We start from the raw sequence: 15374 nt of genomic DNA, 5'->3' as shown, positions 1-15374 counted from the left end.
TTTCTCCCGATTGCAGCAAATTCGGCAGGTCCCTTGTTAGGGCTTCCAGCTTTTTTCAATCAAGGCCTGCTCATCCTCGGCATTTAACGGATCTGATTGCATCATCGCGCTAACGGCGGAACTAAACGCCTCCCCGCCTGCCGAAGCTGTCTGATAGACCGACGGATCAGTAGGACGTGTGTTTGGTGAAACCGCAGCGATTTCCACATTCCACTGGGGGGCGCTGCCACGGCAGGCCACGCCAAACGTCGTCAATTCTGCTCCGATAACCCTAAACTCACGGCACGGACGACCTTCGAGGCCGACGAAGGTAAGCTGCACTTGTGCGCTGCCGCCCTTTATTTCGAGAGCGTCCCCGCTCGCGCCTCTTTCGAGCAATCCACCGAATTCGGTTGAACTTTCATAACTCGCGAGGCGGATAGAATCGCCGGCATTCTGGTCGAAATTAAACATGGTTCCGCCGGCAAAGAGTCCGACAGCCAGAGCGACAGACGCGGTAATCGCCAATCGCCACCAATTGTCATTGGCCGCTGGTGGCAATGGCTTCGAGCGCTCCACAGGACTGGTATCTGTAGTAGAGGGCGCAGTGCTGGCGCTAGATTCAGCACTCGCTTCCAGCCGATCAACAGCACCCCGAAACAGCACATCCACTTTCGCCAACTGGTCAAGCCGCACGGATAGCTTGTCATTGGCAGCCACCGCCCGTTCGATTTCGTTTGCCTCACTTTCCGGCAATTCGCCATCGAGATAGGCATTGAGCTGTTCGTCATTCACCTTTGCCACTCGACAACTCCTGTTGTTTTTCGATCGCAGCGGCAATCTGACCGCGCGCCCTGGAAATTCGGCTCATAACAGTGCCAATCGGCACTTCTGTTATCTCTGCTACCTCGCGATAGCTCTTTCCCTCGATCGCAACGAGCGACAGCGCAAAATACTGCTCGTCGGGCAGCTGCGACATAGCGCGCATCACGAAATCCAGCTCCGATCTCTCTTCCGTCCGGGCCGCGCCATCCTCAACGATTGGTCCAAGTTCCCGAACGGTCTCTGCCGCCTCCAGCCTGACCTTTTTCCTTCTCAGCTGATCGAACCAGACATTCTTGCAAACCCGAAAGGCCCAGCGTTGCAGGTCCGCATCCTCAGGGATCTCGCTTCGTACGAGCCTGAGGCTGACCTCCTGCACTAGGTCTTCCGCCTGTTCAGAATCACGGGTCAACGACAGCGCGAACCGCCTCAGATCAGGCAATGCATCCAGCCACTTTTTTTTGTCTTGGTCAGCTGGCAACATTTCCTCCAAAGACGCACCAATGCGATTTTTATTCCAGACCCAATGGAATTTTATTCCTGAATGCGCGTCATGCTATGTAGGAAAAAACGCAGGATAGCATGTTCGGCAACAGGAATGGCTAGACATGTCGGTCCACAGGTTCAAATCTATTCCGTGAAGTCTGTATGAAAATTTTGTTCTCAGTTTTCTTGGCGAGTGCTCTCGTATTGGTTCCGGTCGCAGAAGTCGGCGGGGGATTGAAGGCGCATGGCTCATTGTCGTTCGATCCTGATCTCGACGATGACATTGACGATGAAGCCGAGGACGAAGCCGAGGACGAGGCCGAAGACGAAGCCGAAGACGAAGCCGAGGACGAGGCCGAAGACGAAGCCGAGGACGAAGCCGAAGACGAGGCCGAAGACGAGGCCGAAGACGAGGCCGAAGACGAGGCCGAGGACGAAGCCGAGGACGAGGCCGAAGACGAAGCCGAAGACGAAGCCGAGGACGAGGCCGAAGACGAAGCCGAGGACGAAGCCGAAGACGAGGCCGAAGACGAGGCCGAAGACGAGGCCGAAGACGAGGCCGAAGACGAGGCCGAGGACGAAGCCGAGGACGAGGCCGAAGACGAAGCCGAAGACGAAGCCGAGGACGAGGCCGAAGACGAAGCCGAGGACGAAGCCGAAGACGAGGCCGAAGACGAGGCCGAAGACGAGGCCGAAGACGAGGCCGAAGACGAGGCCGAAGACGAGGCCGAAGACGAGAGCGAGGAAGAGGCTGAAGACGAAAGCGAAGAAGAAGCTGAAGGCGAGCGTGAAGACGATGATGCCGACGAGCAGTATGAAGGAATCACTGAAAGCGAGACGGAGTTTGAGGCTAGCTTTGAAGCAACCCTAGAATTAGAGAGCATCGACCAAGACGAAGACGATTTCGACATTGCGAGTGGTGAATGGCTGGTATTGTCTTCATCCGTGGAACTGGAGAGGATGGAAGCGGCTGGGTTCGTGGTCCGATCGAGTGAGCGTATCGATCTGCTCGACCAGGTCATGTCGCGGCTCGCGCCGCCGCCGAACTTCGCTGGCCAGCAAGGTCGGACGGCACTGCTTGCAATCGCGCCAGATGCTGTGGTCGAGTACAATCACGTTTACTCTCCGCAATCGAGCTATCGCAGACGGAGAGCCGGGCGATCACCGCTTTCTGCAATGCCACTCTCGCCAGCACAGCGATCGACAAGCGCGCGGATCGGGTTGATCGACACGGCTGTATCACAATCCGACCCTGCGTTTTCCGGCGCGGATTTGGTCTTTCGAGACTTTGTTCGTAGCCGGAATCCTCGACCAAACCGGCACGGCACCACAATAGCCTCTATACTAATAGGAAAAGGTTCGGATTTCGAAGGACTGCTACCGCACTCGAAACTTTACGCGGCATCTGTGTTTGAACGACTACCGGGCCGTGGGAATTCCGCATCAACAACAGCCTTGGTCAGGGCCCTCGACTGGATGACGCAAAACCGCGTTATGGTGGTCAATATGAGCCTTTCCGGCCCACCAAACCGGGTCTTGCAGCGTGCCGTCGATCGAGCCCGAGCAAGCGGCGTAGTGATCGTTGCCGCTGTGGGGAATGAGGGGCCTAGATCCGGCCCGCTCTACCCAGCGGCGTATCCAGGCGTTGTGTCCGTGACAGCGCTCGACGAGAGAAACCGCGTCTTCCGGCTTTCCAGTCGCGGCGAACACCTCGATTTTGCCGCTCCTGGTGTGGGAATTCGCCACGCGGCAGCGGGCACTGGTCCGCGAAGCTCGAGCGGGACTTCTATCGCAGCGCCGTTTGCAGCGGTTGCAATCTTGCTCGCCACCGGACGCAATGGTCAACTCGACGAAGCCGAATTGCGATCGCTTCGCGCCAGAGCGCAAGACCTTGGTGAGCCAGGCCATGATCCTGTTTACGGATACGGACTTATCCGCCCGTAAGGGGCAACTCGTCGCGCTCCGGGCACGGCTCGCACCCGAATTGCCACGTTTTTTTAAGCTCTTGGGAATAAGGGGCGTTTCACTACGTCTTTATGGTCAGTCGGGTCAGCGCTGATCGCAAACCTGACATCGCGCACAGTTGTCAGTTTGATGACAGAATACGGCTCTAGGTCGAGCCTAGGAGAAGAATAGATGTATGTTGATCCGCAACTGAAAGCGGTGGTGTCCGATGTGTGCACCCTCCCCCTCAACCACGCCCGGATTTCTGCGGCGAAGCGTGCGTTCGTCACGCGCCGGGTCGACTTGTCGGATGCCAAGAGGATCGATCCGGGGGCTACGCCGCGTGCTGGCGATCTATGCCTCGCTCGGCTGGTGCGTAAAGGACACCATCAGCGCCTCGAATTGACGACTGGCCGCAGGGCAAGAATGGAGCCGGGTGACGAGATCATCGTCGCTTTCGGCAATCGTTACGCCACAGATCAGTTTCACGGGGTCGTCCCGAGCCAGATGGGACCGTGCCATCTGGTCGCAGCAGGCGGGATTGCGGCCCAGATGCTCGATCGTCATGCTTCAACCCGTAAGCCTACCGAGATCGAAACAATTGGAACGCTTTGCCGCGCGGACGGCTCCCCGATCAATCTGGCCGACTACGCCATGGAAGCGCCGACGCCGCGGATTGCAGATCACAGCTTTGTCATTGCTGTTTTCGGGTCAGGCATGAATGCCGGCAAGACCACCAGCGTTTGCGAGATCGTGCGGACCCTGTCGCGTTCAAATCTCAGCACGGCAGCGGTGAAGATCACCGGCACCGGGGCTGGCGGCGATATCTGGCAGTATCAGGATTGCGGCGCGCAGCACGTGCTCGACTTCACCGATGCTGGTCACGCATCGACTATGGGTCTGGAAGCGGAAGCACTAGAACGCATCGCAGACCATTTGATCGGACAGGTTGATGGCAAAGTCGACTGCATTGTTGTTGAGATCGCCGATGGGCTGCTGCAACGCGAAACCCAGATGTTGCTGCGATCTGAGAAGTTTCGCAGCAAAGTTGGCAGCCTGGTTCTGGCCACGCCAGATCCTCTGTCTGCGCTGGGTGGCCAGCAGTTCCTCGACACGTTAGGATATCGGGTTGCAGCTTATACCGGCCGGATCAGTGCATCCCCGCTGTTCGTGAACGAATTGCGCGAAGCGACGCATGTTCCTGTGCTCACAAGCAGAGACCTGGAATCCATGGACAGCGCGCCGCTGATCCTGATGCAGCAATCGGTTTTTGATCAGCACGAAAGAATGGTCGGCGTTGCCTGATCTTTTCACACCTCATCGCCTGCGCTTGCTATTGGCCTTGATAGGCAATGGGTTGGTGCAGGTCGGGGCAATGGCCGGGATCGCGTTCCTTATCCGGGCGATGATCGATGGTGTTCGCTCCGCCGAACCGTTCAGTCCAGGTTGGATTGTTGCGGCAATTCTGCTCGCCAACCTATTGCTCGGCGTGTTCAAATGGCACGAAATGATCGCCGCGCAGCGACTGGGTGAAGACTACGCCATGGATATGCGCCAAAACGCGTTCCATCACCTGAGCACGCTGTCGGTCCATGCCCAGTCAAGTCTTCGCGGCGGAAGCCTGCAGCTGCGCTTTGTCAACGATCTGACTGCAATTCGCAGCTGGATCAGCAACGGGTTGGCGCGGCTGATAATATCGGCAACCATCAGTTTCGGAGCCATCGCCGCACTGTGGTTTATGGAACCGATGCTGGCAGGTGTGCTCAGCGTAGTTATCCTGGTCGCCGTGTCGGGCGCGCTCGTGATCGGACGGTCATTTGACGAGAAGATCCGCATGGCGCGCAAACGGCGCGGCCAGATTGCTGCGAACATCTCCGAAAAGATCACAAATATGCCTGTGATACAGGCGTTTGCGCATCTCAATCTGGAGCGTCGCAAGCTCAAACGGCAATCTCGCCGCCTTGCCGATGCGCAGGTCGGAAAGGCAGCAGTTACAGGCGTCTTTCGTGGCTTCATGATCTTTGTGGTGGGATCAGGGATCGCGCTCATGGTGCTGGCTGCCAGTTGGTCAGCGGGACCTCAGGGACCGGATGTCGGCTCGCTCGTCTCTGCCATTGGATTGTTTTCGCTGGTTTCGCCAAACCTGTTCAGGCTCGGCAAAGTATACGAGTATTGGAAAAGCTCCCGCATCGCACAGGAGAAGCTGGCTCGGTTATTCGACCTCGGGCCGTCGATCGAATCAGCGCCAGACCCCAAGAAGCCGCGCAAACGCTTTGCGGGAGTGCGATTGCATAACGTGTCTGTTGGTGACGCGCTTAAGAAGATCAATTGTGAGATCGGTCCTACCGACAGGGTGGTCCTCAAAGGCGGCAACGGTGCCGGCAAGACCACTTTGCTCAACCTGATCTTGCGTCTGATCGAGCCTGACAAGGGCCAGGTCCAGCTGAGCGGCAAGGACATTCGCGGGATCAGGACAGGCGATTTGCGGCGACAAATTTCGATTATCTCCCCCAGCCTGGGCGTTATGAAAGGAACGGTCGCCACTAACATAGCCTATGGCAGTTCCAAGGCTGATGCTGATGCAGTGGCACTTGCCGCATCGCGATGCGGCATGGAAGCGCACAACCCGGATTCCCCGTTCTACTTGGACCGACCAGTGAAGGAAGGTGGCCGTAATCTAAGCGCAGGCGAACGGATGCGGGTCATCATGGCGCGGGCGCTGGTCGCGTCGCCCAAAATGCTTTTGCTAGACGAACCAGAGACCCATTTAGATGCTGAGTCGCTCAAGATTTTGATCGAGTTGCTCGAAGGATATGAGGGTGCCTGGCTGGCGACAAGCCACAGCGACACTCTGGATGACATTGCCACCCGCCACTGGGTTCTTCGTCAGGGCACGATGAGCGAAACCAGCGGAGCTATGGCAGCATGAAGGCAGTATCAAACCACGACGCGCTGGCCAGTCGGTCAAAGGCCACCGAAAACAAACCGCCGCTCGCGCGTTCGCGCCCCTTGTCAATTATTGGATCTGACGAAGGGGTGATCGACTATGTCGCCTATGTTCCCGAAAAAGCGGGACCGGGTGCCCCGCTGCTCGTTTGCGTTCACGGTCTTCGGCGTAATCCTCAGGAACAGATATTTCGTCTTGCCAGATACGCAGAGGACACAGGAATAGTGTTGCTGGCACCGCATTTCTCCAAATCGCGGTTCAAGCGCTTCCAAACGCTGGCACCCGACACAAATGGAATCTGCCCCGAGGATGCGTTCGACCGAGTAGTTTTAGATTGGACAGAGCGATCCGGTTTAGGGGCTAAGAAATTTCTTATGTCCGGCTTTTCCGGTGGAGGCCAATTCGCACACCGCTATGCCATGCTTGGAAGGCGCAAGATTGACGCTTTGTCGATCACGTCACCGGGGTGGTACACCCTCCCCGATCCTGACCTGCCATTTCCCTTCGGAATTGGGGCGAGTGAAAGGCTCGGTGGTCGCAAGTTAAATCCTGAACATCTGCTCGAGATGCCGTCGCTTCTTATGATTGGGTCGCGCGATACGGCGCGTGAGGCCTCGCTCAACACCGATCCCTTGATCGACAAGACACAGGGCCTGAACAGGGTCGAGCGCGCCAGATGCTTTATCGACCACATGGAACAACTCGCTTGCAAACACGGGCGCGCGGATCCCTGGCAGTTTCGAGAGATTAAAGGCGCCCGGCACAATTTTTCGCGGTTGGTCGAGAAGCACAAAGCAGGAGAAATGCTTTTCAACTGGCTGAGCCAATCAACTCAACAAATTCGATGATGGGGTTAATCATGAAGAGAATTGCTACACTTTCCGCAGCGGCCTGCGTATTCGCCGCCCCTTCGGCTGCGTTCGCACAGGTCACTGCCGACCAAGATGGGATAACCATTGGCGATGAAGAAACCAACCTGAATATCGGTGGCCGTATCCATCTGGATGGCGTTTCTGTCAGTGAAGACGTTACGCCTTTCACCGACGATGTAGACTTCCGCCGCATCAGGGTCGACGCGACGCTGACTGTCGCCAAGGATTTCCGCGTCAAAGTGGACGCCGATATCGGCGGCACCAGTACTGGTTTCCGAAACGTTTGGGCGGCCTATACCGGCATCGAAAACGTCACTATCAAAGGTGGCAACTTTATCGCTCCCATGTTTGGCGAAAACATGATGAGCTCGAACAACATCAAACTGATGGAGCGTTCGCTTGGATCAACGCTTGCACCAAACTTCCTTATGGGCGGAGCAGTTACCTATCGCGGCGAAAACTGGTCTGCCAGCACGGGGTATTTCTTCGATCCGCTGGAGCAGAACCCCTTGCGTCCCGCCGATGTTGGAGAAAGCTTTGCCGGGCGCCTTGTGGTGGCGCCGATCAGAGAGCGCCGCGAAGTGGTTCATCTGGCTATTGGCGTAGAGCGCCGTGACCTCGATCCAGGTGCGATTTCGCGCAGCTCGGCCAGGCCGGAATTCGGGCTAAACGGGACAACATTGATCAGCACCGGAACGCTTGTCGGTGTAAACTCATACACCAACTACAATTTCGAAGCGGCCTATATGAATGGTCCTTTCCTTGTGAAGGGCAACTACATCATGCGCGACAACGACGCCCCGACGCTGGGCGACCCAAAGTTCAACGGTGGCAGCGTTGAGGCGGCATGGGTCATCACTGGCGAACGCCAGCGTTACGGGATGACCAACGGTACCTTCGGCGGCATCCGTCCTCGCGGCAAGCTGGGTGCTGTCGAAGTAGCGGCACGCTACAGTTTTCTGGACCTGACCGATGGTGCAGTGGCCGGTGGCGAGCAGGAAAATTGGTCACTCGGTCTGAACTGGTACATTACCCGCAACTTTAGATTGATGGGGAACTACATCAACGCCAAGACAAGTCCGGGCCGCAACGGCCTGAACGAATCTGTAGATGTTGTGATGACCCGCTTCCAGATTGCGTTCTGACGCATAGAATTGGCTTGCGGTAAGTCGAAGGGGCTGGCTTGATCGGCACAAAAGTTAGGGGCAGAAATTGATGCGGAGGACATTCTGGGACAAAGGTTTGGTTATCAGCACTCTCGCGATTACCGCTCTTTTCATGCCGTTCGAACATCTACGCGCCGAGCCGGTCCAGTCACCATCTACAGCCGAACCCGAACCGGAAGAAGAATCAAGTTTCGCAGATGGGCTCTTCGCCGAAGTCGAAGTGGGCCTGCGCTACGATTCGGAAGTTGCGGTCGACGAGCTTGATCTTGCGAGCCGACAATCTGACGAAGCGCTGCGTGCTCGGATAAGGCTGGGTTACGAGGCCGATATTGGCGAAGACACGGATGCCCGTGTTTCTTATGGCATATCGCAGACATGGTATGAAGAATTCACCACATTCGATCTGCAGACGCACACATTAGCTGCCTCGGTTTCACATGATTTAGGTCCCGCTCGGGCGGGACTTTCCTACCGCTATATCCATGCGAGACTAGATCGAGACGGTCTGTTGGACGTCCACCGGGTTGCCCCTTCACTGAGTGGTTTTGTCTCAAAAGGTGTTTTCGTCCGCGCCGAGGCGCTCTATCGCGACACCGACTTCGCAGGGCGTGTCGACCGTGACAATGAAGCCATGGGTGGTGGTTTCAATTTGTACTTCTTCATGGATGGGAACAAGCGATACTTTGCCGCGGGTTATGATTTCACGGACGTCGATGCTGTCGATGATCAATTCGATTACGTAGGCCATGCGTTTCAACTACGGTTTTCGCAGAAGTTTCCGATTGGATCGGGTAAAGGTCGACTAAGGGCTGGCTGGCGCTATCAACTGCGCGACTACCAAGCCGTCACCCCAGCGATTGGAATGGAGCGCGAAGACGATCGTCATCGTTTGAGAGCAGAATTGGAATTGCCAATTACGGACTTGCTCGGCGTTTCAACTCGCTATTCATACTACGACTATGAATCAAACTTGCCGAGCGCGGACTATCAGCAGCACCTGGTCGACATCGCTCTTCGGGCTGAATTTTGAACAGATATAGAAGGCACCGTCATCGCTTGATTCTGATGGCTCGCCCAATTCAATAGCCAATTTTCAACATAAGGTTCGCGCCGGTCGCATTTGAGGCATCGACCAGATACTGGTCATCCAAATGAGCATATTGTGAGGTCGTGCGGATATCTCTGTGTCCTAGCAGTTCAGCGATCATCGGAAGTGTCTCGGATGAACGAGCAGCGAGGCTAGCATAGTTGTGCCGCAGATCGTGCAATCTAACGTCCTCGATGCCGGCTTCGACCCTCAGCATGCGCCAGAACCATTCGATTGCAGAGACGGGCAGCACATCGAACTGGAAGACGCGCTCATGGCTCCCTTTGCGCGGCAAGCGATCAATGATTGCCCTCGCCTCTTTGCCGAGCCATACGACACGTGGTCCAGTCTTTGAATCGATCAGCTTGAGTTTGCGCCCCTGAACTTCGCCCCAGGTGAGGTTGAGAATTTCGCCGCGCCGACATCCGGTCAAAGCTAGAAGCGAAATGACCGCGACCTCGTTCGGTTTGGCAGCGCGATGCCGTGATAGCGCTTCTCCAAGACGGCCCATTTCGGCATGGCTCAGGAAGCGTTCGATCTTCCGTCCCTTGTTGCGCTTCACACCGCGAAGGGGATTTGAGTGCTCGGGCAGATAACCCCATGCCTCCGCCTTGCCGAACATGGCTTTCAGGATTTCCATAGCGCGGTTGGCAGCGCCCGGCCCTGCCGAGCGCGTTAGCGTCGCATGCCAGCGCACGGCATCAGCATGGCTAATCTCGTCGATGAACTTTCCGGCGAACGCATGTTCCAAGTGCGTTCGCCGGTAGATGTCGTGTATCTCAAGCGTGGATGGCTTCCAGGTCGGCGCCGCCACCTTCCAATAGTGCCGAAGAAAAGATGCATAGGTCGGCGTCTTCTTCCCGCGTTGCTTCTTGTCTGCCGGGTTCTGGCCCAGTTCGATCCTCAGGATAAGGCGGCGAGCAACATCCTTGGCGATCCGCTCGGAGAGGATGGCAGCATCGCCAATGGTGATGAGTCTCTGCTTTCCGCCGATCGTGCGCTGCAGGACGTAACTCTTCCTGCCAGACGGATGGATACGCTCGCCAAAACCGGGAAGGACGTAGTCGAACTTCGTGCGGCGCTTTCCAGCATCGCCCGGCACGACGCGCGCGAGCTCTTCGGCAAGGATACGCTTGAGGTCATAGCTGGTCATGAGGTCATTCCCATCGAATGTGCGAGGGTTGAACAGATGCGGTCGGCGCTTTCCGAAATCACCTCGTCCGCGAGATGCGCGTACCGCGCCGTCGTTTCGGGCAGCGCGTGACCAAGAAGCTTGCCGATAATCGCCAGCGGAATGTGCTGTGTGATGGCGACCGAGGCAAAGCTGTGGCGCAGATCGTGGAGCCGCACTTCGGGCAGCGCCGCCTTGCGCCTGATGCGGTCCCAGTATTGGCCGAGATTGATTGGAGCTTCGCGACGCATAGCAGGAAAGACCAGAAGTTCGTCGCCACGACGTTCCAGTCCATCAAGCACTGCGATGGCTTGCGGGTTGAGATAGATCGTCTTCGGGCCGGTCTTGCTGTCCGGCAGTTGCAGCCGAGGCGGCTGCACATAACGCCAGCGCAAGGTTGCGATCTCGGAGACCCGCGCACCAGTGTAGATGAGCATGAGCAGCGCCGGAATCACGAATGGATTGACCCCATCGTGTTCCGCCAGAACGCGTCCCAGCCTGCGATATTCATCGGCGGAGAGGTAGCGCTCGGGAAGATCGCGTTTGAAACGTGAGACGCCGCGGCACGGGTTTGTATTCTTCGCCCGGTAGCCGAGCTTTTCGGCATACTGCATCATCACCGACATGATGGGGATGGCGCGATTGAAGGACCCGCCCCGCTCCGCCATGCTGTCACGCCAGCGGTTGATGTCTCCTCGTTCGATCATATCGACCGGCAGGTCACCGAACCTTGGCACGAGCAGTTGATCGATACGCGAACGCGACGATCGCTGGGTCGCAGGCTTCCAATGCGGCGAATAGTCGAGCCAGAACTCTTCGGCATAATCAGCGAACAGTGGCACTCGCCTCTTCTCGGGCGCGGTCGGCAGGTCGGCAAGCGTTGCGTTGATAAGTAAACTGCGCGCGGCAGCGCGCGCGGCGGGCGCGCTCAGCGCACCTGCCGCCATACCCGCGCAACCAAGTGTCACCATGCGCTGCACACCTCTCGGCCTGTGCTTCACAATCCAGGTGAGATGTCCTGACTTACGCTTGCGAAGTCCGAAGCCGGGTAGCTCCGTATCCCAAGTAATACCGATCGGAAGCGACTTGCGGCGGGCAACGTGGCCGGTCAGTTTGAGACGGAGGGACTGCCTGCGACGGGCTACTGCTGCGCCTTGGCCTCCACCTGATCGCTCGCCCCTTCGGACAAGCAATGCCTCTGTTTCTTCGCGCTTTTTTGCCATTCCATGCAGCTACCGCTGCGTACGGTGTGCCTCAGTCTCCAATTGCGCGGGTGGTGACCAGCGATCCTGGCCGTTCCTTATCAATGGTCATTCCCAAACTTTGCCGCACGAGCGTGAGCAACCCTTTGCATTGGCCAATGCCAGGAAGCGGTCTTCTTGATGCTCCAACCTCAACAAGAGACCGTGCCAGCGCAAAAGGGACCGGCCAAGGACCATGTGTGAAGCGGGAGGAACGGGACGTGTCGGTCCTACCGCGCACGCTGGTCCGACCCGGTCGCGGTGCGCAAGTGCGTGCGGGGCCCGGAACAAAAACACCGCGCCCGCAGGAGCACCGCCGCAGGTGGTGCGGGACCGAGCGCGTCAACAGCCCCGCTCCACATCACGCCCAGGTCTTCCGCCAGCGAACACGAAAAAAGGGCAGGAACCGTCACCGGCTCCCGCCCTATTTGATGCTCAGTACTCGTCGAGCATGCCGCCATGCACCGTATGCACCACACGGCTCGCCAAGTGTGCTGGCAAGGCGTTGTAGTCACCTTCGTCTAGAGCGAAGTATCCAAGGTCGTCATCCTCGACGACGTGCTGGTCGAAGAAGCTGTGCAAGGCCCGCCGTTCGGCCGTGGCGAGTGCTTCGAAGTAGCTGTTCGAGTTCGATTCAAGATTGCCAAGTGTAGTCATGATTTCCTCCTGATGTCTGTCGGTGAGACGACAGGAGGAAGGCGGATGGGCGCGGTGCCGGCGGGTCAGGGATCGCCCGAACGGGCGACCGCGAAGCGGCGGTGGGGGCAACGATTTTGTCGAACCGCAGCGCAAGCGTAGGGGAGGCAAAATGGTGGGGCCCCGCCGTCCTTGACGCGCCGGTGCCGGGCCCGTCATCCTTGAAAGTCCGTGGGCCAGGCCCCTCCCCCGCCCGATGAAGAGCGCCCGCGCCAGTCATCTGCAAAAGGACTTTCCTACAGGGTCTTGCCTGCTCCATTGGGCCCCCGGGAGGAACGTAGAAGGGGAGTAAGGACGAACTCCAATGCCATCGAAACGAAGCGCTGTAGCTGCACTCCAGAAGCTGGAGGCCGACCGGCTGGCACTCGACCAGCGTCAGAAAGAACTCGAGAAACAGGCTGCACTTGAACTGGGCAGCGTAATCCTCGGAACGGGCCTCGAAACGTTCTCGAAGAAGGGCTTGGCAAGAGTGGCTGTAGAGCTTGCAAAGCTGGGGGAGGACGAGGCGTTGAAGCGGCTGGGCGCCTCCACACCTTCTCCTCGCTCTCAACAAATACCTGTGAAGTAGAACGAGGAAAGGGGCCCTGTCCGGCTTGGACAGGACCCCTTCGGGAGAGAGATCGACGGGAGAGTTCAGTCGATCTCGGGAGCATCCTTGTTGTCGTCGTTCTCGCCGGAGCCGTTGCCGCGGGAGAGGAAGTCGACCTTGTCGGCGAGGATCTCGGTACCGTATCGCGTGACCCCGTCCTTGTCTTCCCACTGGGTATAGTGGATGCGGCCTTGGACGGAAACCAGCTGGCCCTTGGTGCAGTACTGCCCGACGGTCTTTGCGAGGCCGTTGAAGCAGGTCACCCGGTGGAACTCGCTTTCCTTGGCGGTGTAGCCGTTCTCGTCCTTGTAGGTCTTGCCGTCCTTGTCCCGCGCTGGGCGATCGGTGACGACGGTGATCCCGGTGACATTGGTGCCGCCCTTGGTCTCGCGGGTGTCCGGATCGCGCGCGATGCGGCCGGTGAGGATTGTGATATTGGTCATGATGTAAGTTCCTTCAGTTCCTCAAACCGGAGACCATCTCCGGCTTGCGAACATCTGAAAGAAGCAGGGCATGGGAGGACTGCACCGCAGGAGCAAAGCTCCAAGGGGAACCGGTTCATGACGGGTGGTGCGGGCAGGCAGCGCAGCTGCCAACACGGCCGGAAAGGAACGGGTTGCGGCTCCTCAGCTGACCTGGTTCAGGACTGTTCGCGAAGAAAGCCGGATGGGTATCGGGTGTGGGTCTGAAGGTTGACGTGATCCCGCTGCAATCAGCCTTCGCCGTCGCTTTCCGATGCCGCCAGGAGATCCATGAAGTTGCGTGCTGCTTCCCGGTCTTCCTCGCTCTTGAACGCCACATCGAGATCGGGGGCGGACCCGAACATGTGCAGGAATGACCACAGTGCAAAGCGCTTGCCCCGGTCCTGCTCGAGGCCAAGGTCGACCCGGCAATGCTCAATGCCCGCCGCGAAAGTGTCAGGTGCTATCTCAGCCAGATTGGTCGAGGCAAAGTAGCGCAGGAGAAAATCATCGAGTTGCATCATTGGTCTTGTAGCTTGGAAAACCAAGTGCGGGAACGATAAGTGCCGCACCGAAGAAGCCAGCAAACACGTCCCTCCCAAACGACAGGGCTGCACCGGCGCTCAGGTCACTAGAGATGAGCAACAGAATTGTTCCAAAGCGTATCTATTCGGGCCTGTCGTTACTCTACAATCGACTCAATGGCATCAAGTGCTATGAAAGCTTCGCGACCCGAAGGGCTCGGAGCAGCAATGCAATGAGTTCTCTCCTTATGGGCGGCCTCACTTGAGGTCGCCCTTTTTTCGGCGATGGAGATGAAACCGGCCGAAATTAGGGTAAACCCCTAGGCTGTGCTTGCCGGGCTGGAACCCAGCGGTCCGCGACGATCAACAACCGTGATACGCTGCTTCTTGGCCTCGATCACCAGGCGCTCGGTCACGCCATTGCCCGGAAATGCCACAACGTAGCGAGGGCTAAGACCGAGCATTTGCTCGTTGCGCTTGAACCCCGCGCGAGCACCGAGACGGCGCTCAAGCCCAAATGTCAGCTGCTGTACTTCGTGGCGCTCAGCCCAGGATGCGGCGAGTCTGTCGGCTCCTTTGCCGTCGCCGCCGTGCACGAGAAACAGGTCCGGAACGACCTCGCGCACCTTGTCGAGCGTAGCCCAGATGTTGCCAGCGTAGGTCTTGGCATCGGCCTCGCTTTCGAAGCTATTGCGGCCACCAGCAAAGACGACGGGCGTACCCTCGGGCGAATGTGCAGCCTGACGACGTTCCTTGCGCATGCGCAGGAAATCGCGGGCATCGATCACAGCGGAAGTCATGGTCTTCGAATGGCGCGCACGCGATCCCGATACGGGCTTCCAGGAGGAACCGGTTTCATCGCGATAGAGAGCCGCCGCAACCTCGCGCATCTGCTCGAACAGCTGCATGCTGGCTTCGGCCGACTGGGCACGCAGGGTCTGCTCCTCGAGGTTCGACGAATGCACTTCGGAGCCGTCGGCGGATGCCAGAAGGGCACGGATTTCATCCGAGGCCCGGTCCACCTGGGTCGACTTGCGGCTGGCGGCGCGGTGGAAGAGATTGACGAAGCCCCAGGCGATATCCTCGGCGTCGGCTTCGAGTGCGGTGTCGGAAAACAGCGCGAAGAGATCCGACCAGACCGCTCCGAGCGTGTGAGCCATGGCGTCCTCGCAAGGGAAGTCAGCTTCGTTGAAAGGGGCAGGCGTGATCGAGAAACCGGATAGATCGAGGCCGGCAAGCTGGCTGGCGAAACTGTCGTACATATCGGTAGTCCTCCTGAAACCGGCGAATGCCGACAGAAGAATTTCCGCGCGGGCCTGTTCGCCGTGCCCAATGAGGACCGGGACAAGGGAACGCCGCACCGCGGCAGCGGGAAACCCCGCAAGGCAA

The 15374-nt window shown here is 58.1% G+C and carries 15 protein-coding genes; 7 read left to right on the top strand and 8 right to left on the bottom strand.

Annotated elements, in window-relative coordinates:
- Positions 1-36: 36 nt before the first annotated feature.
- Together ACQY4G_RS11045 and ACQY4G_RS11040 are read right to left on the bottom strand one after the other, a co-directional pair.
- Positions 37-783 (bottom strand): anti-sigma factor family protein, encoded by a 747-nt coding sequence (locus ACQY4G_RS11045; protein ID WP_421990938.1) that lies wholly within the window; start codon positions 781-783, stop codon positions 37-39.
- The gene (locus ACQY4G_RS11040; RefSeq protein ID WP_421990936.1) at positions 767-1285 is read right to left on the bottom strand and encodes an RNA polymerase sigma factor; all 519 of its coding nucleotides are present in this window, start codon (positions 1283-1285) and stop codon (positions 767-769) included. Before ACQY4G_RS11040 ends, ACQY4G_RS11045 begins: the two co-directional genes overlap by 17 nt.
- 254 nt (positions 1286-1539) lie before the next feature.
- Here ACQY4G_RS11040 and ACQY4G_RS11035 point away from each other — a divergent pair, with 254 nt between their 5' ends.
- The 6 genes from ACQY4G_RS11035 to ACQY4G_RS11010 all read left to right on the top strand — a co-directional run bounded on the left by ACQY4G_RS11035 (position 1540) and on the right by ACQY4G_RS11010 (position 9246).
- On the top strand, positions 1540-3231 hold the full coding sequence (locus ACQY4G_RS11035; RefSeq protein WP_421990934.1) for a S8 family serine peptidase: 1692 nt from the start codon (positions 1540-1542) through the stop codon (positions 3229-3231).
- A 192-nt stretch (positions 3232-3423) separates the two neighbouring features.
- Positions 3424-4536, top strand: a complete 1113-nt coding sequence (locus ACQY4G_RS11030; RefSeq protein WP_421990932.1) for a DUF1611 domain-containing protein — start codon at positions 3424-3426, stop codon at positions 4534-4536.
- A complete protein-coding gene (locus ACQY4G_RS11025) occupies positions 4502-6160 on the top strand; it encodes an ATP-binding cassette domain-containing protein (RefSeq protein ID WP_421990930.1) in 1659 nt (552 codons plus the stop codon). Before ACQY4G_RS11030 ends, ACQY4G_RS11025 begins: the two co-directional genes overlap by 35 nt.
- Positions 6157-7026 (top strand): alpha/beta hydrolase, encoded by an 870-nt coding sequence (locus ACQY4G_RS11020; RefSeq protein ID WP_421990928.1) that lies wholly within the window; start codon positions 6157-6159, stop codon positions 7024-7026. Before ACQY4G_RS11025 ends, ACQY4G_RS11020 begins: the two co-directional genes overlap by 4 nt.
- The gene (locus ACQY4G_RS11015; RefSeq protein WP_421990926.1) at positions 7023-8195 is read left to right on the top strand and encodes an OprO/OprP family phosphate-selective porin; all 1173 of its coding nucleotides are present in this window, start codon (positions 7023-7025) and stop codon (positions 8193-8195) included. The genes ACQY4G_RS11020 and ACQY4G_RS11015 overlap by 4 nt, the downstream gene beginning before the upstream one ends.
- A gap of 133 nt (positions 8196-8328) precedes the next feature.
- On the top strand, positions 8329-9246 hold the full coding sequence (locus ACQY4G_RS11010) for a hypothetical protein (RefSeq protein WP_421990924.1): 918 nt from the start codon (positions 8329-8331) through the stop codon (positions 9244-9246).
- 49 nt (positions 9247-9295) lie between these two features.
- On the opposite strand, the gene ACQY4G_RS11005 is transcribed toward ACQY4G_RS11010, so the two are convergent.
- The 3 genes from ACQY4G_RS11005 to ACQY4G_RS10995 all read right to left on the bottom strand — a co-directional run bounded on the left by ACQY4G_RS11005 (position 9296) and on the right by ACQY4G_RS10995 (position 12372).
- Entirely contained in the window at positions 9296-10456 is a 1161-nt protein-coding gene (locus tag ACQY4G_RS11005) for a tyrosine-type recombinase/integrase (protein ID WP_421990922.1), read from the bottom strand.
- Positions 10453-11445, bottom strand: a complete 993-nt coding sequence (locus tag ACQY4G_RS11000) for a tyrosine-type recombinase/integrase (RefSeq protein ID WP_421990920.1) — start codon at positions 11443-11445, stop codon at positions 10453-10455. The genes ACQY4G_RS11005 and ACQY4G_RS11000 overlap by 4 nt, the downstream gene beginning before the upstream one ends.
- Positions 11446-12150: 705 nt before the next feature.
- Entirely contained in the window at positions 12151-12372 is a 222-nt protein-coding gene (locus ACQY4G_RS10995) for a hypothetical protein (RefSeq protein ID WP_421990918.1), read from the bottom strand.
- 343 nt (positions 12373-12715) lie between these two features.
- On the opposite strand from ACQY4G_RS10995, the gene ACQY4G_RS10990 reads away from it, so the two are divergent.
- A complete protein-coding gene (locus ACQY4G_RS10990; protein WP_421990916.1) occupies positions 12716-12979 on the top strand; it encodes a DUF6437 family protein in 264 nt (87 codons plus the stop codon).
- Positions 12980-13044: 65 nt separating this feature from the next.
- On the opposite strand, the gene ACQY4G_RS10985 is transcribed toward ACQY4G_RS10990, so the two are convergent.
- From ACQY4G_RS10985 to ACQY4G_RS10975, 3 genes are all read right to left on the bottom strand, one after another.
- Positions 13045-13443 carry a single-stranded DNA-binding protein gene (locus tag ACQY4G_RS10985; protein WP_421990914.1) on the bottom strand — a complete coding sequence of 133 codons (399 nt, stop codon included), beginning with the start codon at positions 13441-13443 and terminating at the stop codon, positions 13045-13047.
- A 269-nt stretch (positions 13444-13712) separates the two neighbouring features.
- The gene (locus tag ACQY4G_RS10980; RefSeq protein WP_421993636.1) at positions 13713-13982 is read right to left on the bottom strand and encodes a hypothetical protein; all 270 of its coding nucleotides are present in this window, start codon (positions 13980-13982) and stop codon (positions 13713-13715) included.
- Positions 13983-14305: 323 nt separating this feature from the next.
- Entirely contained in the window at positions 14306-15247 is a 942-nt protein-coding gene (locus ACQY4G_RS10975; protein WP_421990912.1) for a DUF2493 domain-containing protein, read from the bottom strand.
- Positions 15248-15374 lie beyond the last annotated feature (127 nt).

This window comes from Qipengyuania sp., assembly GCF_965277845.1.
In the GTDB taxonomy this organism is placed as follows: Bacteria; Pseudomonadota; Alphaproteobacteria; order Sphingomonadales; family Sphingomonadaceae; genus Qipengyuania.
This window is presented reverse-complemented; position numbering and strand designations above follow the sequence as displayed.

Bases quoted from the DNA above. Each gene is read 5' to 3' on its own strand.
- ACQY4G_RS11040 (WP_421990936.1), bottom strand. From the start codon at position 1,285: ATGTTGCCAGCTGACCAAGACAAAAAAAAGTGGCTGGATGCATTGCCT.
- ACQY4G_RS11030 (WP_421990932.1), top strand. From the start codon at position 3,424: ATGTATGTTGATCCGCAACTGAAAGCGGTGGTGTCCGATGTGTGCACC.
- ACQY4G_RS11020 (WP_421990928.1), top strand. From the start codon at position 6,157: ATGAAGGCAGTATCAAACCACGACGCGCTGGCCAGTCGGTCAAAGGCC.
- ACQY4G_RS11015 (WP_421990926.1), top strand. From the start codon at position 7,023: ATGATGGGGTTAATCATGAAGAGAATTGCTACACTTTCCGCAGCGGCC.
- ACQY4G_RS11010 (WP_421990924.1), top strand. From the start codon at position 8,329: ATGCCGTTCGAACATCTACGCGCCGAGCCGGTCCAGTCACCATCTACA.
- ACQY4G_RS11005 (WP_421990922.1), bottom strand. From the start codon at position 10,456: ATGACCAGCTATGACCTCAAGCGTATCCTTGCCGAAGAGCTCGCGCGC.
- ACQY4G_RS11000 (WP_421990920.1), bottom strand. From the start codon at position 11,445: ATGGTGACACTTGGTTGCGCGGGTATGGCGGCAGGTGCGCTGAGCGCG.
- ACQY4G_RS10995 (WP_421990918.1), bottom strand. From the start codon at position 12,372: ATGACTACACTTGGCAATCTTGAATCGAACTCGAACAGCTACTTCGAA.
- ACQY4G_RS10990 (WP_421990916.1), top strand. From the start codon at position 12,716: ATGCCATCGAAACGAAGCGCTGTAGCTGCACTCCAGAAGCTGGAGGCC.
- ACQY4G_RS10985 (WP_421990914.1), bottom strand. From the start codon at position 13,443: ATGACCAATATCACAATCCTCACCGGCCGCATCGCGCGCGATCCGGAC.
- ACQY4G_RS10980 (WP_421993636.1), bottom strand. From the start codon at position 13,982: ATGCAACTCGATGATTTTCTCCTGCGCTACTTTGCCTCGACCAATCTG.
- ACQY4G_RS10975 (WP_421990912.1), bottom strand. From the start codon at position 15,247: ATGTACGACAGTTTCGCCAGCCAGCTTGCCGGCCTCGATCTATCCGGT.